This window comes from Streptomyces sp. NBC_01190 (assembly GCF_045039895.1).
Classification (GTDB): Bacteria; Actinomycetota; Actinomycetes; order Streptomycetales; family Streptomycetaceae; genus Actinacidiphila.
Genome location: NZ_CP108580.1, coordinates 4,129,880 through 4,151,367, shown reverse-complemented (window position 1 = coordinate 4,151,367; position 21,488 = coordinate 4,129,880). Strand labels below are relative to the sequence as shown.

Below are 21,488 nucleotides of genomic sequence, written 5' to 3'. Positions count from 1 at the left end.
TCACCCCCCGGCGGCAGCCATCTCCGCGCGGGCCGCGGCGAGAGCCGGACCGACCTCGCCTTCGAGAAGGGCCGCCTGCGCCCGCAACTGCTCAGCGAAGGCGGCCAAGCCGTCCTCGTCAAGGCCGTTGATCCAGTAGTCGTCGATGATCCGTATGTTGGCGACGGGCCCACGGGGGTCGGGGTCTTCGGCGTAGGGAGTGCAGTCGATGCTTCCCGAGAGGATCTCGGCGGTCTCGGCAAGTCCACTGCCGTGCACCGCCGCCACGCACTGGCCCTCGAAGGGTGCGCGATGGGTGATGTCGGCGAGGGTCGCGGGCAGCCGACCCAGCGGTATCCCGCTCTCGCTCGGGTCCTCCTCCGCCCACGTGGGCAGGTAGCCCGTCGCGGTGTACCCGCCGCTGGTCTCAATGGTCCAGGTACCGCCGGGCGCCTCCGAAGGAGTGCGGCAGGCGGGGAGTTGCCCCTCCGCCGCGGCCGCGGAAGCAACTACCGGGCCGTACCCGGTCGTCGTGGTCCTCACTCGGCACCACCGTCGGCCTCGCACACGGCGTTGTCGGACACGATCGCCCATACGCGTTTGCCGACACCTTGGCGGCCGGTCACGCCCCAGCACCCTCCGGTGAGGACGTTCACAAGCTCAAGTCCCCTGCCCGACTCCGCCTCAGCGCAATGGAGTTGTGGGACCGGCCGCCTCTCGTCGGCGTCATGCACTTCGATCAGCACGCCACCACTCGGCGTCCGCGCGTATCGGGTGCCGATCTGCCGGTCTTCGGGCACATCGCCGTGCACCAGCGAATTGGTGAACAGCTCCGAGAGGACGAGTTCCGCCGGATCCGCCAGCTTCGCCATCCCCCAAGCATCCAGCCTCCCCCGCAGCTCCCGCCGTGCCTCCCCCACAAACCGAGCCTCCCGCCCCCACCGACGCACCGGCGCCCCTTCTTCTTCCCCCAACGGCACAGGATTCTCCGGCGCGTTCACCGCTCCACCCCCTGCCCCGCCGACAAAACCCCGGCCGATGACGCCGACCAGGTGAAAGCACACGCCAGGAACGCGATCACGTACCGATGTGCCAGCACTTGCCCCCCAACCGGCACCACCCCGGCGGAGGCACAGAGGACGGCCCTCACCGTCCCGAACCACCGCCCGATAAACTTGCGCATGTCAGCCTGCCTTCCAGGTTGGCCACGCCCCCGGGCCGTTCTCGCGGTCGCGGGGGTCCGTCACTACAACCATGGAGGTAGACGAATTGGCGGACTAGTGCCATGCCTAGTGCCACTATGGTGACGTGGCGATTGCACAGATGATCCGGGATCTCAGACTGGCCAAGGGGTTTTCCCAAGGAAAGCTGGCCCTGCGCCTTCAAGAAGCGTCGGGAGTTTCAGTCGGACGCGAGCACATCAGCCGTTGGGAACGGCCGCAGGGCGGGGTCATCCCCTCGGATTACTGGCTCCGGTTCCTGGCTCAGACTTTAGAAGTCCCCTTCTCAGCCTTGGAGTACGAAGCTAGCCTCAGCCGCATGGACCGTAGAGCCTTCATGCGCCTGTCAGCCCTCACCGCCACACATGGCACACTCGCCTCCGAGATGGTGTCGAGCATCGCCGGAAGCGACTCGGGGCCCCTCACCACAGTGCAGACCACGCACGGTACCGACACCGTCATCGCCTCCCTCGCAGACAAGGCCTGCCTGGCCAAACTGCGACGCTGGATGTACGACGGAGCCAACCCCGTACTCCGGGTCAACGCGGCGGGGATCCTCGCCAAAGTACCTGGTCAGGCCCTGGCCACCGATGTGTGCACCGTATTGACCAACGACGGCGATGCCCGCCACCTGTACATGACGGCCGTCACCGCGCGAACTTGCGGTTTCGACTGGAGTGTCGCCGCCTCGCTGGCGGCTGACCCCCGAACAGCGCGTCCGCGTGCGGCCTTCGTCGCCGCTCGTCTCGCGGACGAGGTGACGAACCCGCGTGATGCGGGCGCGCGTTGGTGCGCGGCTGTCATGCTCCGCGACATCAGTCCCCTACTCGGCGAGGAAGCATCGCGTGCACACGATCGAAATCAAGAACGCTGAGCTTCTGGAAGCGATCACCCTGCGGGCCAAGGAGTTGGGCATCGTCAATGGGGCGATCGTCTCCCTGATCGGTGCCGTAGACCACTTTACCGTCTCGACAATGCCCGCCGACAACGCTTCGGCGGACGTGCTCACGGAGTACCGTCAGCCAGCCGAAATGCACGGGTCCGGCGAGATCACGGACGGCGTGGTCCACATTCACGCCACGCTGGGCATCGAAGGAGACCGAGGCGTATGCGGCCACCTGCACCGCGCCGAGGTGGGAACCTGGTTCGTTCGAGCGTACGTTCTCCCGAATTGACCAATTGCACTGGACTTCGGTTGCTCACCGCTGAGGCTGTACCTGACCGCCGCCCGGCGCACACATGAGTGCGCGACTCGGCGCGCCGGGTGAAGGGGAACCCGGGCCGTGTCAGCCGGGGGGTGGCTGACGCGGCGCGGCAATGTGGGGATCAGGGGGTCAGAGGGGAGTCCGTGGGGATCGTGCCGAGGCGGCCCGCCTGGAAGTCGTCGAAGGCTTGGGCCAGTTCGGCGTGGGTGTTCATGACGAAGGGGCCGTACTGCATCATCGGCTCGCGGATGGGGAGGCCGCCGAGGAGGACGACCTCGAAGTTGGGGGAGCGGGACTCCTGGCTCTCGTCGGCGCGGATGGTGAGCGCGTCGCCCTTGCCGAAGACGACCGCCTGGCCCATCCGGAACGGGCGGGCGCCGGGGCCCGCGAAGCCTTGGCCGGCCAGACCGTAGGCGAGGGCGTTGAAGTCCGCGCGCCAGGGGAGGGTGACGGAGGCGCCGGGGTTGAGCGACAGGTGGATCATGGTGATCGGCGTGTGCGTGGCGCCGGGGCCCTGATAGCCCGCCAGGTCACCGGCGATCAGCCGGATCAGCGCGCCGCCGTCCGCCGAGGTGAGCAGCTTGAGGCCGCCGGCCCGGATGTCCTGGTACTTGGGCGGCATCATCTTGTCGGACTTCGGCAGGTTCACCCAGAGCTGGAGGCCGTGGAAGAGGCCGCCGCTGGTGACCAGCGACTCCGGCGGGGTCTCGATGTGCAGCAGCCCGGACCCGGCGGTCATCCACTGGGTGTCGCCGTTGGTGATGGTGCCGCCACCGCCGTGCGAGTCCTGGTGGATGAAGGTGCCGTCCATGATGTACGTGACGGTCTCGAAGCCGCGGTGCGGGTGCCAGGGCGTGCCCTTGGGCTCACCTGGCGCGTACTCCACCTCGCCCATCTGGTCCATCATGATGAACGGGTCGAGGTCCCGGTAGGCGATGCCGGCGAAGGCGCGGCGGACCGGGAATCCCTCACCCTCGAAGCCGCTCGGTGCGGTGCTGACGGCCAGCGCGGGGCGCACCCGCGCATCGGTCGACACGGTCACCCGGGGCAGGGTCAGCGGGTTTTCTACGGTCACAGCGGGCATGACGGCCTCCTTCGGCGATGCTCTGCGCTCAATTTAGTTGAAGGCTTAACATCTTGCAAGGCGTAACCATTCCATCACCCAGCCGATCCTTCCCCTGCGCGGCCGGATCGACGGGCGCGGGGTCGGCCGGACCTCAGCCGTACACCCGGACCTCAGCCGTACATACGGCGCATGGTGAAGTCGATCATCTGCTCGACGGCCTTCGCGTCGAAGACCATCCGGTGCTGGCCGTCGATGTCGAGCACGAAGCCGTAGCCGGTCGGCAGCAGGTCGAGCACCTCGGCGCCGGTGATGACGAAGTACTTGGACTCCTTGCCCGCGTACCGCCGCAGCTCCTTCAGCGTGCTGAACATCGGGATGACCGGCTGCTGGGTGTCGTGCAGTGCCAGGAAGCCGGGGTTCTCGCCGCGCGGGCAGTAGACCTTGGAGGTGGTGAAGATCGCCTGGAAGTCCTCGGCCGCCAGTGATCCGGTGGTGAAGGCGCGTACCGCGTCGGCCAGCGACGGCGGCGAGGGCTCCGGATAGCCGGTGGGCGCCTCCTGGTAACCGGGCGACGGCTCGGGGTAGCCGCCGCCCATCGGTGCGGCACCCATCGGGCCGCCGGGTCCAGCGTTCACGCTCTGCTCGTAGCCGTACACATGACCAGCCTAACCAACCGCAGCAGGCGCCAGGGAGCGCCGGGACGCCGGGAAGAACGGCCCAGAGCGGAAAGCGGCCGCCGAACGCCCCCCGACCCGGCCCCCGGACCCCGCCCCGCCCCCCGGACCCGGCCCCGGCCCCAAAGACCCGGCGGGCAAAGAGGAACGGGTCACATCCGGCCGGTAGGGGTTGCGCCTTATTACTCACGGGTAGCATGATTTCGCGGGACTGCCCCCGCGCATCCCCCAGCACTCCCCCGAACAACCCGGCACACCCCGCACCTCCGCTCGACACCCCCTGTCCCCCTAACGACCGCAGCAGCGGCGATTCGGAGCCGTCGTCATGGGCCACTACAAGTCCAACCTCCGCGACATCGAGTTCAACCTCTTCGAGGTCCTCGGCCGCGACCAGCTCTACGGCACGGGTCCGTTCGCGGAGACAGACGTGGAAACCGCGAAGGACATCCTCGGCGAGCTGACCCGCCTGGCGGAGAACGAGCTGGCCGAGTCCTTCGCCGACGCCGACCGCAACCCCCCGGTCTTCGACGCCGCGGCCGGCACCGCGCCGGTCCCCGCGTCGTTCAAGAAGAGCTACCAGGCGTTCATGGCCGCCGAGTACTGGCGGCTCGGCCTGCCCGAGGAGATCGGCGGCACCACCGCCCCCCGCTCGCTGATCTGGGCGTACGCGGAGCTGATCCTCGGCTCCAACCCGGCGCTGTGGATGTACTCCTCGGGCCCGGCCTTCGCCGGCGTCCTCTTCGAGGAGGGCACCGAGGAGCAGCAGCGGATCGCCGCCCTCGCGGCGGAGAAGCAGTGGAGCGCGACCATGGTGCTCACCGAGCCGGACGCCGGCTCGGACGTGGGCGCCGGCCGGACCAGGGCCGTGCGGCAGGAGGACGGGAGCTGGCACATCGAGGGCGTCAAGCGCTTCATCACCTCGGGCGAGCACGACCTGACCGAGAACATCATCCATTACGTACTGGCCCGCCCCGAGGGCGCGGGACCCGGCACCAAGGGCCTGTCGCTCTTCATGGTGCCCAAGTACGAGTTCGACTTCACCACCGGCGAACTCGGCGAGCGCAACGGCGTCTACGCGACCAACGTCGAGCACAAGATGGGCCTCAAGGCGTCCAACACCTGCGAGCTGACCTTCGGCGACCGGCACCCGGCCAAGGGCTGGCTGATCGGCGACAAGCACGACGGCATCCGGCAGATGTTCCGGATCATCGAGTTCGCCCGGATGATGGTCGGCACCAAGGCCATCGCCACCCTCTCCACCGGCTACCTCAACGCCCTTGCGTACGCCAAGGAGCGCGTGCAGGGCCCGGACCTGGCCCAGTTCACCGACAAGGCCGCGCCGAAGGTCACCATCACCCACCACCCCGACGTCCGCCGCTCGCTGATGACGCAGAAGGCGTACGCCGAGGGGATGCGCGCGCTGGTGCTGCACACCGCCTCTGTGCAGGACGCGATCCAGGTCGCCGAGGCGACCACCGGTCAAGAAGCGCTCGCCGCCCAACTGCACAGCCTCAACGACCTGCTGCTGCCGATCGTCAAGGGCTACGGCTCGGAGAAGTCCTACGAGCAGCTCGCCCAGTCGCTCCAGACCCTCGGCGGCTCCGGCTACCTCCAGGAGTACCCGCTGGAGCAGTACATCCGCGACGCCAAGATCGACACCCTCTACGAGGGCACCACCGCGATCCAGGGCCAGGACTACTTCTTCCGGAAGATCGTCCGCGACCAGGGCCAGGCGCTGACCGCGCTCAGCGAGGAGATCAAGAAGTTCCTCGCCGAGGCGACCGGCGGCGAGGAGCTGGCCGCCGCCCGCGACCAGCTCGCCAAGGCCGCGGTGGACCTGGAGGGGATCGTCGGCGTGATGCTGACCGACCTGGCCGCCACCGAAAAGGACGTGCGCTCGATCTACAAGGTCGGCCTGAACACCACCCGGCTGCTGCTGGCCTCCGGCGATGTGGTCGTCGCCTACCTGCTGCTCCGGGGCGCCGGCGTGGCCGCGGACAAGCTGCCGAACGCCTCCGCCAGGGACCGGGCGTTCTACACCGGCAAGATCGCGGCGGCAAAGTTCTTCGCCACGGACATTCTGCCGGGGGTCGGCGTACAGCGGGCCATCGCGGAGAACATTTCGCTCGATCTGATGGACCTGCCGGAAGAGGCTTTCTGATCGGCGCTTGAGCGACAGAGCCGGCCGGACCGGCTGACCAGCCCGATCGGCCCGGCGCGCCCCGACCCCCGGCGCGCCGGGCGCCCCGCGGAACCGCCGCGTTCCCCGCGCCTTTCCGGCGCGCCCCCCGCGCCGGCGGCCGGCTGCCGGAAGGGGACGGCGCAGGCACGGCAGCGGGACGATCCACCGCCACCAGCACGGTTGCGGCACACCCCGCCCCACCCTTCCCCGCCCTTCCCTACCGGTCCCCCCGAAGTCCCTTCGCCGTCTTTTCAGCGGCCTTTCTATGCTGACCGGTATGAGCCACCACCCGCGGACCTTCGACCGCTCCCACACCACCGACCTGGCCTCATTCGTGCAGGACAGCCCGTCCCCTTACCACGCCGTGGCCACCGCCGCCGGCCGGCTGGAGCAGGCGGGGTTCCGCCGGGTCGCCGAGACCGAGGCCTGGGACGGCGAGCCCGGCGGTCGGTACGTACGGCGCGGCGGGACGACCATCGCCTGGTACGTGCCGGAGGGCGCGGCCCCGGAGACCCCCTTCCGGGTGGTCGGCGCGCACACCGACTCCCCGAACCTGCGGGTCAAGCCGCGCCCCGACCTGGGGAGCGCGGGCTGGCGCCAGGTGGCCGTGGAGCTCTACGGCGGTCCGCTGCTCAACAGTTGGCTCGACCGCGACCTGGGGCTGGCCGGCCGGCTGTCGCTGCGGGACGGCTCCACCCGGCTGATCAGCGTGGACCGGCCGCTGCTGCGGGTCGCCCAGCTCGCCATCCACCTCGACCGGGGGGTCAACGACAACGGGCTCACCCTCGACAAGCAGCGCCATCTCCAGCCGCTGTGGGGCCTCGGCGAGGCCGAGGACGGCGACCTGATCGAGTTCCTGGCCGACGAGGCGGGGATCGCCGCCGAGGACGTGGCCGGCTGGGACCTGATGACGCACGACGTCCAGCCGCCCGCCTACCTCGGCCGGGACCGCGAACTGCTCGCCTCGCCCCGGCTGGACAACCTGCTCTCGGTGCACGCCGGCCTCGCCGCGCTGATCGCCGTCGCCACCACCGGGCACGACCTGCCGTACATCCCGGTGCTCGCCGCCTTCGACCACGAGGAGAACGGCAGCCAGTCCGACACCGGCGCCCAGGGCCCGCTGCTCGGCCAGGTGCTGGAGCGCTCCGTGCACGTCCGCGGCGGCGGCTACGAGGAGCGCCTGCGGGCGCTGGCCGGCAGCGTCTGCGTCTCCTCGGACGTCGGCCACGCCGTCCACCCCAACTACCCGGAGCGGCACGACCCGACGCACCGGCCGCGCGCCAACGGCGGCCCCATCCTCAAGACCAACGTCAACCAGCGCTACGCGACCGACGGCGCCGGACGGGCCCTCTTCGCCGAAGCCTGCGAACGCGCCGGCGTGCCCTTCCAGCACTTCGTGTCGAACAACGCGATGCCCTGCGGTACGACCATCGGCCCCATCACCGCGGCCCGGCACGGCATCACCACGGTCGACGTCGGGGTGCCCGTCCTGTCGATGCACTCGGCCCGCGAACTCTGCGGCGCCGACGACCCGCACCTGCTGGCGAGCGCGCTGCGGTCGTTCCTCGAAGGCTGACCCGAGGAAGCCCGTCAGATTCGTCGAACGATTGGCTGATTGGATGTCAAGCGCACGGGAAGGCGCCCTATTGGCACCACCAGGCAGTCAAGTCGACCAACGGAGGCGGGCATTGTGGGCATCGGAGGCTGCATCATCCTGATCGCGGTCGGAGCGATCATCACGTTCGCCACCGACTGGCACGCCAAGGGCGTCAACATGGATCTGCTGGGGCTGATCATGATGGCGGTCGGCTTCGTCGGTCTGGCCGCCTACGTCAGCATCTTCAAGCGGCGCCGGATCCCCCCGACGGCAGACGGCGACCTGCCGCCCGTCGTCGAGGAGCGGTACTACCCGGGCAGCCGTTACTGAGCCACCCCGGCGTCACCCGGTCAGCCGGATCCAGCGGCACCGGCAGCGCCGGCCGCACTATCGAGACCGGCCAGCACCAGCGCCAGCCGTGAGTCCCCGTCCGGAGTGAGCCGGACGGGGACTCCCCAGTCCTGCTGGTGTACGTGGCAGGCGGGATACGGGTTCGGGTTGTCGCTGGTGTCCTCGTCGCAGGACGCGGCCATCGCCGAGACGTGCAGCACACCTTCCGGTACGGCCGGGTCGAGCACCAGGTCACGGAAGAGGTCGGTGCCCTTGCCCGCGCCCGCCGCGAGGAGTTCCGGCGGGGTGGCGCTGACCAGCAGCCGGGTGGAGGGCCCATAGCGGTCGTCCAGCTTCTGGCCGGCCGGCGCGGAGAAGACCACCTCAAGCCGGAACGCCCCCGCGCTCACGTCCGTGGCGGCCCGCCGGGTGCGGTGCGCGACCGCGTCGACCCGTACCGCCTCCTCCGGCAGGTGCAGCCGGGTCAGCCGGTGGGCCGCCGACTCCACCACCACGATGTCGCCGTCGACCACCGCCGCGTCGGACGGCTCGCGCAGCTCGGTGGCGAGGGTGGAGACCTCGCCGGTCACCGGGTCGTAGCGGCGCAGCGCGTTGTTGTAGGTGTCGCTGACCGCGACCGAGCCGTCCGGCAGCGCGGTGACACCCAGCGGATGCTGGAGCAGCGCCTGGCCGGCCGGGCCGTCCCGGTGCCCGAAGTCGAAGAGTCCGGTGCCGACGGCGGTCCTGATCACGATGCCGCCACGGTCCGGGCTACGGTCCGGGTCACCGGCCGGGCTACGGTCCGGGCCGCCGTCCGGGTCGGCACCCTCCGGCGCCCGCTCGGCCCAGCGGAGCGCGGACGTCTCGGAGTCGGCGATCCACAGCCGCCCGCCCGCCGCGGACAGGCCCGACGGCTGGGCGAACCAGGCGTCCGCCGCGTGCCCGTCCACCAGACCCTCGTTGGTGGTACCGGCCGCGACCCGCACCCGCCCGGTGGCCGGGTCGTAGGTCCACAACTGGTGCACGCCGGCCATCGCGATCCACACCCGGTCCTCGAACCAGGCGACGTCCCACGGTGAGGACAGCGCCACCTCGCGGGCCGGGCCGTCGGTCGGTGAGCCCTGCCACCACTGCTTGCCGGTGCCGGCCACGGTGGTGACCCGGCCGCTGTCCAGGTCCAGCGCGCGCAGCGCGTGGTTCACGGTGTCGGCGACGATCACCGTCCCGCCCGTACCGCCCCCGGGAGCCCCGCCGGGCAGCAGGGCCAGGCCCTGCGGCTCGCTGAAGCGGGCGGTGGCCGCGTCCCCGTCGACCAGCCCGCGCTCACCGGTGCCGATCCGGCGTACGACGGTGTCGCCGTCGGCGGCCAGCTCGACCAGCGCGTGCCGGGTGGAGTCCGACACCAGGTAGTGGCCGGTGCCGGGCAGCGCCAGCACCTTGCCAGGGAAGCGCAGGTCGGTGGCCACCGGCTCCGGCGGCACATAGGGGCCGTCACCGCGCCGCAGGGTGCCCTTGGCGGCGTGCTCCTCCTCCAGCCGGGTGACGAGCCGCTCCAGCGCGTGCGCGTGGCCCTCGCCTGCGTGCTGCGCGACGACGTACCCCTCGGGGTCGATGACGACGAGCGTCGGCCAGGCCCGCACCGCGTACTGCTTCCAGGTCACCATCTCGGGGTCGTCGAGCACCGGGTGGTGCACCCCGTACCGCTCCACCGCGTCCACGACCGCGCCGTGCTCGGCCTCGTGCACGAACTTCGGCGAGTGCACCCCCACGATCACCACGGTGTCGCGGTGGCGCTCCTCCAGCTCCCGCAGCTCATCCAGGACATGCAGACAGTTCACACAGCAGAAGGTCCAGAAATCCAGGATCACGATGGATCCCCGCAGGTCCGCCAGGGTGGGTTGCTTGTCGCCGGTGTTCAGCCAGCCGCCCTTGCCGACCAGCTCGGGGGCCCGGACGCGTGCACGTGCAGTCATGAACCCATCCAACAGCATCGTCCGGGGTAGGCATTCCCCCATGAAATACGTGGTGCGGGAGAAGATGTTCGCCATCGGCGACGACTACTGGATCGAGGACGAACGCGGCGAGCGCGCGTTCTACGTCGACGGCAAGGTGATGCGGCTGCGGGACACCCTGGAGATCCAGGACCGCGACGGGGCCGTGGTGGCCGTCATCCACAAGAAGCTGGTCAGCCTGCGGGACACGATGACCGTGGAGCGGGACGGCCAGGTGCTGGTCAAGGTGCGGAAGAAGCGGCTGACGCTGCTGCACGACGTCTACCGGGCGGAGCTGGCCTCCGGCGAGGAGCTGGAGGTGCGCGGCGACCTGATCGGCAAGGAGTACGACATCGAGTACGACGGGGAACGGCTGGCCCGGATCTCCCGCAAGTGGTTCACGCTGCGGGACGCGTACGCGATCGACGTGGAGCGGGAGGACGCCGATCCGGGCATGCTGATCGCGATCGCGGTGTGCGTGGACCGGCTGGCGGAGCGGGAACACCAGGAACACGAGGACAAGTGAGGGCGTAGGGAGCGGGGGCGCCGGGCCGAAGCTGAGGCGCCGACCGGGCGCACGGCCGGCTATGGGGTCGGCAGGCCGAGGACCCGGTCCCGCAGCACCGGGAAATCCGCCCGGGTGGCCGTCACCCGGGCGGGATCCAGCTCCACGGTCAGCGTTTGCTCGCCCGGGCCCGCCTCGGCGAGCACCTCGCCCCACGGGTCCACCACCATGCTGTGCCCGGCCTGCTCCACTCCCGCGTGGGTGCCGGCCGTGCCGCAGGCGAGGACGTACGCCTGCGACTCCACGGCCCGTGCCCGCACCAGCACCCGCCAGTGGGCGAGCCGCCTGGCGGGCCAGCCGGCCGGGAGCACCAGCACCTGCGCGCCCGCGTCCACCAGCAGCCGGAAGAGTTCGGGGAAGCGCAGGTCGTAGCAGGTGGCCAGGCCCAGCACGGTCCGCGGTAGCTCGGCGGTGACGACGGTGTCGCCGGCCACCATCAGCGTGGCCTCGCCCCGGTCGAAGCCGAACCGGTGGATCTTGCGGTAGGTGGCCCGCAGTCCGCCGTCGGGCGCGAAGAGCAGCGAGGTGTTGTAGAGCGCGCCCACCGCCGTGGCGCCCGCTGCCGCCGCTGCCGACGCTGCCCCGGGGGCCCGTTCAACGATCGAACCCGCGTGCAGCCACACCCCCGCGTCCCGCGCCGCCGCGCTCATCGCCGCGGCCGTGGGGCCGCCCTCGACGGCCTCCGCCTCGGCCGCGAAGGAGTCCGCGGCGAAGGCGCCGACCGGCCACAACTCCGGCAGCACCACAAGATCCGCACCGGCCTGGGCGCGCACCAGCGCGGCCGCGCGTTCCCTGCGGTCGGCCACGGTCTCCGCCGTGTCGACGTCGATCTGCACCAGCGTTGCGCGCACCGGGTCACCGCCCATACGTTGGGTCGTCAAGTCGGGCCTACCATCGTCACTCGAAAGCACTGCGTGGGCGCCCGCGCGCAGCGTAACTTAGGCGCCAACCACCACGACCGCGCACCGAATGTCGAGGGGTCCCGTCCCGTGACCGTCCACAGCAAGCTCCAGCCGTCCATCGACGCCTGGACCCACTCCATCGAATCCATCAACGAGATGGTCTCGCCGCTCACCGAGGGGGAGTGGAGCCGGGCCACCGAATGCCCTTACTGGTCGGTCCGCGACATCGTCTCGCACATCATCGGTTTCGAGTGCGAACTGCTCGGCGACCCGCGCCCGATCCACAGCCTCCCCAGCGATCTGCGGCACATCACCAGCGAGACCGCCCGCTACACCGAGGTGCCGGTGGACATCCGCCGCCACCACACGGCGCCCGAGATGACCTCGGAGCTCGAGTACACCATCATCCGCAGGTCCCGGCAGCTCCGTAACGAGACCCGGCAGCCGGACACCGAGGTCCGCGCGATCGGCGGCGGTGAGATCACCCTCGAGGAGCAGTTGCTCACCCGGGTCTTCGACGTGTGGGTGCACGAGCAGGACCTGCGCCGGGCGCTCGACAAGCCGGGCAACCTCGCCTCGGCGGCGGCCGTGCTGTCCCGGGACCGCTTCCTGCGCGCGCTGCCCAAGCTGGTCGCGCACGACGCGGGCGCGAAGCCCGGTTCCGCGGTGGTCTTCGACGTGCACGGGCCGCTGGAGTTCATGCGGACGGTACGGGTCGACGCCGATGGCCGCGGCACCATCGACTCGGCGGTCTCGCTCGGCCCCGCGGTGACCTTCGTGGTCGACTGGGAGACCCTGCTGCGGCTGCTGGCCGGGCGGGTCAGGCCGGCCGCCGTGGCGGACCGGCTGAAGATCGAGGGCGACCCGGAACTGGCCGACGCGATCCTCGCGCACATCGCGGTCACCCGGTAGCGGCCGCCGACGGCGGGCGGCTCTGCGGGCGCCGACCGGGTGTGCGGGCACCCGGGCCGGTGGTCGGATGCGTCCGAAAGACACGTGGCGCGGCGGCTGTCCGGGGCAATGCGGACTGCCGCCTCTCACTTTTGTGACCCCGGGTACCGGTGGGCCCGGATGTGGCACAAGCTGTGATGATCCGGTGACGGTACGGCGATGAAAGACCGGCGTTCTGCCCGAGAAGGCTGAGTTGGGCGAGTAAGGTGTGGCGCAATAACACGCACCCGCACTGCTCGTACGTCAACGTCCCCGGCACGGCGGTGGGTTGTCGGCCTCCCGCCATGAGGTACCGATTGATGTCAGCCCAGACTTCGCCGTTATCGCCTCCTTCTCCCGGCCGGCGCCCCGTGCGCACCGCCTGGGCCGTCGTGTTCCCGTTGTTCGTGGTGGTCGCGGCCGGCGCCGCCACCGTCTGGGCGGCCTCCCGTGCCGCCATGGACGACCGTCCGGTGATCGAGGCGACCGGCGGGGCGGGCGCCCTGCTGCTCGGCGTCGTGGTGGCCCTCGCCATGTCCCGCTTCCGGCTCTCCCGCGAACTGCGCTTCCGCACCGCGGAGTTACGGGCTGAGGCGTTCGAGGAGGCGGAGCGGCACGCGGAGGCGGCCCGGCTCGCCGGGATCGATCTGGAGGCCGCCCAGCGGGCCGCGCGGGCCACCGAGGTGCAGCGCAGGACCGCCGCGGAGGCGCAGTTGTCGCTGCGGGCCGCCCTGAAGGTGGAGACCGCGCGGGCGGCGGCGCTGGAGGGCGAGACGGCCCGGCTGGCCGAGGTCACCATTCCGCTCGCCGTGGACCGGCTGCGGGCCGGCGGCTCCGCCGACACCGTGATGTCCCGGCTGCCGCAGCCCACCGGACCCGCGCACCAGCGGCTGCTCGGCGTGCTGATCCGGGAGATCGCGGCCAGTGAGCGGATGCGGGCGGCCGGGATGGCCGCGTGCGCCAGCGCGGCGAGCCGGTTGCAGGCGCTGACCACCAGCATGCTCGCCGATCTGCGGGACATGGAGGACCGCCTCGGCGAGGAGGTGCTCGGCGATCTGCTGCACCTGGACCACTGCACCGCGCAGGCCGGCCGGCTGGCGGACAGCGTGGCGGTGCTCACCGGCTCCCGCTCGGGCCGCCGCTGGACCAAGCCGATCGTGATGGAGAGCGTGCTGCGCGGCGCGATGGGCCGGATCGGCGCCTACCAGCGGGTGCGGCTGCACTCCACGAGTACGGCCGCCGTCGCCGGTTACGCGGCCGAGGGCGTCATGCACGCGCTGGCCGAACTCATGGACAACGCCTGCAACTTCTCGCCGCCGACCGAGGAGGTGCACGTCTATGTGCAGGAGACCCACTCCGGCGTGGTCGTCACCATCGAGGACGCGGGGCTGGTGATGCCGGACCCGACGCTGGCCAGGGCGCAGAAACTGGTGGCGGGTGATCCGCTGGACCTGCGGTCGCTCTCCGGCACCCGGCTGGGCCTCGCCGTGGTGGGCGTACTGGCCCGCAAGCACGGGCTGTTGATCTCCTTCCGGCCCTCCTCGCGCGGCGGCACCGGCGTGGTGGTGCTGATCCCGCCGAAGATCCTCACCCTCTCCCCGGCCGAGCAGGCCGCCGACTACCCGGCGGAGGACGGCGGTTACGGCTATCCGGCGGGGGACGCGTACCCGGCGGGCCCCGGGGCCGCCGAACACTCCCCCACGCACGCCCGGCCCGGCCAGGGCCACCCGGGGGGCATGCGGCGTCCGTCGCCCGCCGTACCGCTGCCCAAGCGGGCCCGCGGGCAGACGCTGGCCGCCGCGCAGCACGGCGATCTGACCGGGGACCCGACGGCGGCCTGGCTCGACCCCTCGCCGGAGGACATGGCGCGGGCGGCCCGGTCACGGGCCGGGGCGGGCGCCAGGTTCAGCGCGTTCCGCGACGCGGCGGCGGGCCGCACGGTGCCGGAAGGGCGCACGGGCAGCGGCAGCGGCGCTCCCGGGGACCCCGCCAGCCCCGACAGTTCCGGCAGCCCCGGCAGCACCCACAACGGACGCGGCACCGAAGCGCCCACCGGCCGTACCGCCTCCGGCGAGGGCAGTTTCGGCGGCGTGTTCGGCGGCGCCACGCCCTACCCGGCCGAACCGGGGCACGGACCCGGCACCGACTATCTGACCGAGGACTACCCGGCCGACTACGGCGACGCCGCATACGGCGGTTACAGCGGTTACGGGGGTAACGGCGGTAACGGCGCGGCCGCCGACAACGCCGGATATCAGGGCGGCGCCGGCGGCCGGGGCGGGTTCGTCGGCTTCGACCAGTTCGACAGATCCGGCGGATCCGGCAGATCCAGCGGATTCGACGGGGTCGGCGGCTTCGACGAGGCGGGCGAGTACGGAGACTACGGCGAGTTCAGCGGGGAGGGCGGGGGAGCGGGCGACACGGTGCCGACCGGGCCGCCGTCGGGAGGGGACAACGGCAGATGACCACGGACCACGGCAGCCTGGACTGGCTGCTGGAGACACTCCTCGCGAAGACACCGGGCGCCCGGCACGCCCTGGTGCTCTCCCGCGACGGCCTCAAGCTGTGCCTGTCGTCGGGGCTTTCCGTCGACCGGGCGGACCAGCTCGCCGCGATCGCCTCCGGCATCCAGGCCCTCGCGCACGGCGCCTCGATCGAGTTCGGCGACGGCAGCGGCGGGGTACGGCAGTCGATGACCGAGTTCCACGGCGGCATCCTCTTCATCGTGGAGGCCGGCGAGGGCGCTCATCTGGCCGTGATAGGCGAGGAGTACGCCGACGCCGGGGTCATCGGGCACCGGATGAACGAACTGGTCGAGCAGATGGGCACCCGGCTGCGGGCCGACCCGCGCACCGGGGCCCGCGCCGAGCCGCCGGCCGGCGTCGCCGAGGCGGCCCCCCGCGCGCACCCGCGCAACGACTTCCCTGACGGCACGCGCGGGAAGCGGCAGGCATGAACCGCGGGCCGGTCGACAGCGGCGAACCTGACCGGCTCTATACGGTGACCGGCGGCCGAAGCCATGCCGGTGACTCGCCGTTCGACCTGGTGACGATCGTGGTCGCGGAGAGCGAACCGGCCCTGGGCATGCAGTCCGAGCACATCCGCATCCTGCGGCTGTGCCGTAATCCGACCGCCGTGGTGGAGGTGGCCGCGCATCTCGGGCTGCCGATCACGGTGGTGAAGATCCTGCTGGGCGATCTGCGGGAAGCGGGCCGGATCAGCGCCCGCCATCCGCGGGCCGCGCTGTCCGGCGACCGCCTGCCGGAGCCGGAGATGCTGAAGAAGGTGCTGCGTGCCCTCCAGAACCTCTGAGCCGCCGGAGCCGTACACGTCCTGGGGCGGTGCCGGTGGCGCGGACGCGATACCCGGCCAGGCCGGACCGCCGCTGCGCGACACCGCGTCCGACGGTCTGAAGGTGGTGATCGTCGGCGGCTTCGGCGTGGGCAAGACCACGCTGGTCGGCGCGGTGAGCGAGATACGGCCGCTGAGCACCGAGGAGACCATGAGCCGCGCGGGCGTCGGCATCGACGACCCGACGGGCCTGGGCGGCAAGCAGAGCACCACCGTCGCCTTCGACTTCGGCCGGATCACCCTGGACGACGAGATGGTGCTCTACCTCTTCGGCGCCCCCGGGCAGGAACGTTTCTGGTTTCTCTGGGACCGGCTCTTCTCCGGCACACTCGGCGCGGTGGTGCTCGTCGACACCCGGCGGATCGAGGACTCCTGGTACGCCATCGACCGGCTGGAACACCACGGGCTGCCCTTCGTCGTGGCCCGCAACAACTTCGGTCCGCCGCAGCACTCGCTCGACGACCTGCGCGAGGCGCTGTCGCTGTCCCCCGGGATCCCGCTGGTCGACTGCGACGCCCGCAGCAGGGAATCCGCCAAGCGGGTCCTGATCACCCTCGTCCGCCATCTGCTGAGCTATGCCTCGCCCGCCTGGGAGTCCATGCCGTGACGTCGTACCAAGGGCACCCGGGGCCCCCGGGGCCGGGCTCCGCGCCCGACGCCCCCTCGGAAGCGCCCGGCGCCTGGACCATCCCGACCGCCCCCGACGACCCGGCGCCGGGGGAGCCCGACACCGGCCCCTACCCGCACCCGGCGGGGCAGCCGACCCCGTATCCCGGCGTGCCGCTCGCCGCGCCGCAGAGCCCCTACCAGACCCGGCAGCCGGCGTCCCCGGGATACCCGGTGGCTTCGGCGTCCGGCGCGCCGGAGGGGTATCCGGCGTATCCGGCCGCCTATCCGGCCGGGAACGGACCATCCGGGCCGGGCGGCCAGGAGGTTACGCCCGGCACAGGCGGGCAGGACGTGCCGGGCGCACCGGCGGCGTACGCGTACCAGGGGCCGCAGAGCCCCTACCAGGCAGCGAGCCGCCCCCAGGTGCCCACGCCGCTGCCCGGCTACCCGGCAGGCCACGCCCCGCGGCAGCCGGGCCCGCTCGCGCCGGCCCAGACCACGCCACCCGGCATACCGCCCGGCCCCGGCCTGCCGCCCGAGCTCAATCCGGCGCTGCCGCTGCACCCGGACGCCGCCCCCGTACGGCTGCACTCGCCCGCCTTCCAGCGCGATCCGGCCGGGCTCTACACGATGCTCCGCCAGGTGCACGGGCCGGTGGCGCCGGTGCTGCTCGACGGCGATCTGCCCGCCTGGCTGGTGCTCGGCTACCGCGAACTGCACTACGTCACCGGCAACCCCGAACTCTTCGGGCGCGATTCGCGGCGCTGGCACTCCTGGGGCCGGGTGCCCCGCGACTGGCCGCTGCTGCCCTTCGTCGCGCACAACGCGTCGGTGCTCTTCACCGAGGGCGCCGACCACCGGCGGCGGGCCGGCGCGATCTCCGACGTGCTGGCCGCCCTCGACCAGTACGAGCTGCGGTACGAGGCGGAGCGGGCCGCGGACGAGGCCGTCGACTCCTTCGCGGGCGCCGGGCGGGCCGAGTTGGTGGCCGAGTACGCGGGCCGAATACCGCTGCGGGTGCTGGCCGGCCTCTTCGGGCTGCGCGACGACGAGACCGCGGAACTCCACCGGGACAGCGCCGCCGTACTGGAGGACGGGCCGGACGCGGGGGCCGCCTTCGCCCGGATCCACGGCCATATGGAGCTGCTGCTGGAGCGGGCAAGGCACCGGCCGGGGACGGATCTCGCGTCCCGGCTGCTGGCCCACCCGGCGCGGCTGCGGGACGAGGAGATCGTCCAGGACCTGATCGCCATCATGGCGACCGGGCAGCAGCCCACCGCCAACTGGATCGGCAACACCCTGCGGCTGATGCTCACCGACGACCGTTTCGCGGTCTCGCTGTCCGGCGGGCGGCGCAGTGTCGGGCAGGCGCTCACCGAGGTGCTGTGGATGGACACGCCCACCCAGAACTTCATCGGCCGCTGGGCCACCCGCGACACCCAGCTCGCCGGCCGGCACATCCGGGCCGGCGACCTGCTGGTACTCGGGCTGGCCGCGGCCAACACCGACCCGCAGGTCTGCCCGGTCACCGGGGCCGGCGGCCGGGTCTCCGGGCGGGGGACGACCGGCGCCGGCGGCAACCAGGCGCATCTGTCCTTCAGCCACGGCGACCACCGCTGCCCGGCGCCCGCCCCCGAGATCGCCGAACTCATCGCCACCGCGGCGATCGAGGTACTGCTCGACCGACTGCCGGACCTGCGCCTGTCCCGCCCGCCCGAAGACCTCTCCTGGCGCCCCTCAGTATGGCTACGCGGCCCCGCAGCCCTGCCAGTGGAGTTCACCCCACTGATCTAAGAGCTCCCCCCGCCCGCCCCGGCACGGCGGTGGGGCCCGACTCAACACCGGACAGCACCAGGCCTCTTGGGGACAACGGCAGGGTGGCGGGGCCCGACTCAACGCCGAACGCCACCAAGCTTCCTGGGGGCGCGGGGAACTGCGCAACGGCACGGTGGTGGGGGCCCGGGATCAACGCCCGACGGCACCAAACTTCCTGGGGGCGCGAGGAACCGCGCAACGGCACCGTGCTAGCCGGCCAAGTCGACGCCGAACGCCACCAAGCTTCCTGGGGGCGCGGGGAACTGCGCAACGGCACGGTGGTGGGGGCCCGGGATCAACGCCCGACGGCACCAAGCCTCCTGGGGGCGCGAGGAACCGCGCAACGGCACCGTGCTAGCCGGCCGAGTCGACGCCCGACGGTACGCGGGTTACCGGTCAACCGGCGGAGCCCTACTCGCTGACCGACGCCGCCGTCCGATGCACGCTCTCCACCCGGCTGACCGCGATCCGCTCCCGTTCGAGGCGCTCGGTCTCGCAGCGCAGCCGCAGCATCCGCACCACGCCAAAGGCCTGGAGCACGAAGATGCTGCTCCAGGCGATCCGGTAGTCGTCGCCGGTGGCGTCGAGCAGCACCCCGATCGCGAAGAGGCAAAGCACCGAGGCCGTGAAGCCGCCGATGTTGACGATGCCGGACGCGGTGCCGAAGCGCTCCGGCGGGTTGGCCGGGCGGGCGAAGTCGAAGCCGATCATCGAGCCGGGGCCGCAGGCGCCGAGCACCACGCAGAGCGTCACCAGCACCCAGAGCGGGTCCTGGCCGCCCGGCCAGGTCAGCGTCACCGCCCAGGCGACCGCCGTCGCGCCGATCACCCCGAAGCTCAGCGGCACCCGCAGCCCGTGGTGACGGGCGATCAACTGCCCGAAGAGCAGCCCGAACACCATGTTGGCGACCACCACCACGGTGAGCAGCCCGCCGCCCGCGCCCCGCGAAAGCCCCTGGTCCTCGACCAGGTACGGCAGCCCCCACAGCAGCAGGAACACCATCCCCGGGAACTGGGCGGTGAAGTGCGTCCACATGCCGAGCCGGGTGCCGGGCTCCCGCCAGGCCGCCGCGATCTGCCGCCGCACCGAACCGAAGCCGGCGTGTTCCACCGGCGCGGGCTCGTACCCCTCCGGGTGGTCCTTGAGGAACAGCGCGACCAGGATCAGCACCAGCGCGCCGCCCAGCGCGGTGCCGAGGAAGGTCGGGGTCCAGCCGGCCGAGTGCAGCAGCCGGGAGAGCGCGACGGTCGACACCAGGTTGCCCGCCACCCCGAAGAGCGCCGCGCCCTGCGAGATCATCGGCCCGCGCCGGGCCGGGAACCAGCGGGAGCCGAGCCGCAGCACGCTGACGAAGGTCATCGCGTCGCCGCAGCCGAGCACCGCGCGGGCGGCGAGCGCCATGCCGTAGGAGTGCGAGAGCGCGAACGCCCCCTGGCCGGTGGTGAAGAGCACCGCGCCCAGCATCAGCACCCGCTTGGTGCCGAGCCGGTCCACCATCAGGCCGACGGGTATCTGCATGCCCGCGTACACCAGCACCTGGAGGATCGAGAACGTCGACAGCTCGGAGGCGCCGATGTGGAAGCGGTCGGCGGCGTCGATGCCGGCCACGCCGAGGCTGGTGCGGTGCACCACGGCGACGAAGTAGACGAGGGTGCCGACCCCCCAGACCAGGACCGCCCGCCGGCCACCGGGTGGATCCCCGGGCAGCGCCTTCGCCCCGGGACTCGTCACGACTCGCCCCTGGCCAGGGTCTTCACCCACGACACGTGCCGGTCGACGACTTCGGCGGCGGTCCCGGCGGCCCCGTCGCGCAGTGCCTGGAGTATCTCGGTGTGCTCGGCGATGTTCTTGGCGACCCGGCTCGGTTCGGCATGCATGGTGGCCACTCCCATCCGCAACTGTCGGTCGCGCAACTGGTCGTAGAGGTTGGCGAGGATCCGGTTGCCCGCGGCGCGCACGATCTCGGCGTGGAAGCCGCGGTCGGCGGCGGCGAAGGCCGCCAGGTCCCCGGTTGCCGCGTGCCCGCGCTGCTCGGCCAGCGACTCCTCCAGCCGGTCGATCAGCCGGGCCGGCACCGCGCCGACCACCTTGGCCACCGCGTGCTGCTCCACCAGCAGCCGCGTCTCGACCACGTCGGCGATCTCCTGCGCCGACACCGGCAGCACCAGGGCGCCCTTCTTGGGGTAGAGCTTGAGCAGTCCCTCGGCCTGCAACCGCAGCAGCGCCTCGCGGACCGGCGTCCTGGACACCCCGACCGCCTCGGCGAGATCGCCTTCGGTGAGCAGCGTGCCGCCTTCGTAACTCCGGTCGAGCACGCCGGACTTGACGTGCAGATAGACCCGCTCGGCGGCGGGCGGGGCCTTGCCGCTGACCGGACCGACGGAACTGGCGGGACTGGCGGCAGTGCTGACGGTCGCGGTATTCATGATGCGCACATCATAGATACAACAGCCGGGCCCAAACAGCCGCGTCCCGCGATGCGGACGATCAGCCGGCCGGGCGGGCCGGGCCGGTGTGCGGGGACCTCATCGGGCTCCGCTCTGCGGCGAACCGCCGATCTGAGCGCGGACCGTGGTGGAGAGCAGGGCCACCGCCTCGACGCCGCTGGTGCGGTCGCGGTGGTCGAGCGCGGCGAGCGCGTCGGCGGCCGCCCTGCGGACGGGCTCCGGCAGGTCGTCGTGGGCCGCCATCCGGTAGGCCTCGGCGCGGGCGGCGGCGCGCCGCTCCTCGTACCCGGGTCCGAGGGGGCCGAAGACCGCCTGCTCGTAGACCATGACCCCGCGCAGCACCCGCAGCGAGAGCCGGGCGGCGCTGCCGACCACGAGCGAGTCGTGCACCGCCGGGGGCACCGCGGCCCTGGCCCGGACATTGAGCAGCACGACAAAGCTCATCCACGCGCCGCCGATCCCGACCAGCAGCGCGCGGTCGAAGCCACCACCCAGATAGCCGGCGGCGAACATGAAGCAGCCCCCGAACGCGACCACGGCGATATTCGCGCCCGGGTGGCCCGGCGGCAGCCAGCTCATGCGCGCGGACTCACCACCGCGCACGTCTGTCGGGAATCCGGCGCCA

20 protein-coding genes and 1 pseudogene are annotated in these 21,488 nt (G+C 71.9%); 12 read left to right on the top strand and 9 right to left on the bottom strand.

The genetic code is table 11. The annotated features are described in order from the left end of the window. Positions 1-522: a DUF6907 domain-containing protein gene (locus OG519_RS17315; RefSeq protein WP_405584377.1), complete on the bottom strand. Its 522-nt coding sequence runs from the start codon at positions 520-522 to the stop codon at positions 1-3. Continuing rightward, the gene (locus OG519_RS17310; protein ID WP_405584374.1) at positions 519-851 is read right to left on the bottom strand and encodes an ATP-binding protein; all 333 of its coding nucleotides are present in this window, start codon (positions 849-851) and stop codon (positions 519-521) included. The genes OG519_RS17315 and OG519_RS17310 overlap by 4 nt, the downstream gene beginning before the upstream one ends. A 436-nt stretch (positions 852-1,287) precedes the next feature. Here OG519_RS17310 and OG519_RS17305 point away from each other — a divergent pair, with 436 nt between their 5' ends. Beyond that, a complete protein-coding gene (locus OG519_RS17305; protein WP_405584371.1) occupies positions 1,288-2,073 on the top strand; it encodes a helix-turn-helix domain-containing protein in 786 nt (261 codons plus the stop codon). After that, entirely contained in the window at positions 2,045-2,374 is a 330-nt protein-coding gene (locus OG519_RS17300; protein ID WP_405584369.1) for a PCC domain-containing protein, read from the top strand. Before OG519_RS17305 ends, OG519_RS17300 begins: the two co-directional genes overlap by 29 nt. A gap of 151 nt (positions 2,375-2,525) precedes the next feature. Here the strand turns inward: OG519_RS17300 and OG519_RS17295 are convergent, their stop codons facing one another. Next, positions 2,526-3,488, bottom strand: a complete 963-nt coding sequence (locus tag OG519_RS17295) for a pirin family protein (RefSeq protein WP_405584366.1) — start codon at positions 3,486-3,488, stop codon at positions 2,526-2,528. 152 nt (positions 3,489-3,640) lie between these two features. Continuing rightward, positions 3,641-4,126, bottom strand: a complete 486-nt coding sequence (locus tag OG519_RS17290) for an SseB family protein (protein ID WP_405584364.1) — start codon at positions 4,124-4,126, stop codon at positions 3,641-3,643. 343 nt (positions 4,127-4,469) lie between these two features. On the opposite strand from OG519_RS17290, the gene OG519_RS17285 reads away from it, so the two are divergent. The 3 genes from OG519_RS17285 (at position 4,470) to OG519_RS17275 (ending at position 8,253) form a co-directional block, all read left to right on the top strand. Beyond that, positions 4,470-6,305 carry an acyl-CoA dehydrogenase gene (locus OG519_RS17285; protein WP_405584361.1) on the top strand — a complete coding sequence of 612 codons (1,836 nt, stop codon included), beginning with the start codon at positions 4,470-4,472 and terminating at the stop codon, positions 6,303-6,305. A gap of 298 nt (positions 6,306-6,603) precedes the next feature. Then, positions 6,604-7,902 (top strand): M18 family aminopeptidase, encoded by a 1,299-nt coding sequence (locus OG519_RS17280; RefSeq protein WP_405584358.1) that lies wholly within the window; start codon positions 6,604-6,606, stop codon positions 7,900-7,902. 114 nt (positions 7,903-8,016) lie between these two features. Continuing rightward, positions 8,017-8,253, top strand: coding sequence for a hypothetical protein (locus OG519_RS17275; protein ID WP_405584356.1), 237 nt, complete (start codon positions 8,017-8,019; stop codon positions 8,251-8,253). Between the two features lie 20 nt (positions 8,254-8,273). Here OG519_RS17275 and OG519_RS17270 read toward each other — a convergent pair whose 3' ends face one another. Continuing rightward, the gene (locus OG519_RS17270; RefSeq protein ID WP_405584353.1) at positions 8,274-10,226 is read right to left on the bottom strand and encodes an NHL domain-containing thioredoxin family protein; all 1,953 of its coding nucleotides are present in this window, start codon (positions 10,224-10,226) and stop codon (positions 8,274-8,276) included. A 40-nt stretch (positions 10,227-10,266) separates the two neighbouring features. On the opposite strand from OG519_RS17270, the gene OG519_RS17265 reads away from it, so the two are divergent. Next, the gene (locus tag OG519_RS17265; RefSeq protein ID WP_405584350.1) at positions 10,267-10,770 is read left to right on the top strand and encodes an LURP-one-related/scramblase family protein; all 504 of its coding nucleotides are present in this window, start codon (positions 10,267-10,269) and stop codon (positions 10,768-10,770) included. Between the two features lie 59 nt (positions 10,771-10,829). On the opposite strand, the gene OG519_RS17260 is transcribed toward OG519_RS17265, so the two are convergent. Further along, complete coding sequence (locus OG519_RS17260) at positions 10,830-11,660, bottom strand: carbon-nitrogen family hydrolase (protein WP_405592793.1); 831 nt, start codon at positions 11,658-11,660, stop codon at positions 10,830-10,832. 138 nt (positions 11,661-11,798) lie between these two features. Between OG519_RS17260 and OG519_RS17255 the strand changes: the two genes are divergently transcribed. From OG519_RS17255 to OG519_RS17230, 6 genes and pseudogenes are all read left to right on the top strand, one after another. Then, a complete protein-coding gene (locus OG519_RS17255) occupies positions 11,799-12,623 on the top strand; it encodes a maleylpyruvate isomerase family mycothiol-dependent enzyme (RefSeq protein WP_405584347.1) in 825 nt (274 codons plus the stop codon). A gap of 389 nt (positions 12,624-13,012) precedes the next feature. Beyond that, positions 13,013-15,106, top strand: coding sequence for an ATP-binding protein (locus OG519_RS17250; RefSeq protein WP_405584344.1), 2,094 nt, complete (start codon positions 13,013-13,015; stop codon positions 15,104-15,106). Continuing rightward, positions 15,103-15,501, top strand: a pseudogene (locus tag OG519_RS17245) (roadblock/LC7 domain-containing protein); the annotation flags it as partial. The gene OG519_RS17250 and the pseudogene OG519_RS17245, both read left to right, overlap by 4 nt. Positions 15,502-15,593: 92 nt before the next feature. Then, a complete protein-coding gene (locus tag OG519_RS17240; protein ID WP_405584341.1) occupies positions 15,594-15,953 on the top strand; it encodes a DUF742 domain-containing protein in 360 nt (119 codons plus the stop codon). Positions 15,954-16,026: 73 nt separating this feature from the next. Further along, the gene (locus OG519_RS17235) at positions 16,027-16,599 is read left to right on the top strand and encodes a GTP-binding protein (RefSeq protein WP_405592791.1); all 573 of its coding nucleotides are present in this window, start codon (positions 16,027-16,029) and stop codon (positions 16,597-16,599) included. Between the two features lie 530 nt (positions 16,600-17,129). After that, positions 17,130-18,395, top strand: coding sequence for a cytochrome P450 (locus OG519_RS17230; RefSeq protein WP_405592789.1), 1,266 nt, complete (start codon positions 17,130-17,132; stop codon positions 18,393-18,395). A 432-nt stretch (positions 18,396-18,827) separates the two neighbouring features. Here OG519_RS17230 and OG519_RS17225 read toward each other — a convergent pair whose 3' ends face one another. The 3 genes from OG519_RS17225 to OG519_RS17215 all read right to left on the bottom strand — a co-directional run bounded on the left by OG519_RS17225 (position 18,828) and on the right by OG519_RS17215 (position 21,442). Beyond that, the gene (locus tag OG519_RS17225; RefSeq protein ID WP_405584338.1) at positions 18,828-20,147 is read right to left on the bottom strand and encodes a nitrate/nitrite transporter; all 1,320 of its coding nucleotides are present in this window, start codon (positions 20,145-20,147) and stop codon (positions 18,828-18,830) included. Next, positions 20,144-20,842 (bottom strand): GntR family transcriptional regulator, encoded by a 699-nt coding sequence (locus OG519_RS17220; protein WP_405584335.1) that lies wholly within the window; start codon positions 20,840-20,842, stop codon positions 20,144-20,146. The genes OG519_RS17225 and OG519_RS17220 overlap by 4 nt, the downstream gene beginning before the upstream one ends. 99 nt (positions 20,843-20,941) lie before the next feature. Then, positions 20,942-21,442, bottom strand: coding sequence for a hypothetical protein (locus OG519_RS17215; protein WP_405584332.1), 501 nt, complete (start codon positions 21,440-21,442; stop codon positions 20,942-20,944). Positions 21,443-21,488: the final 46 nt, after the last annotated feature.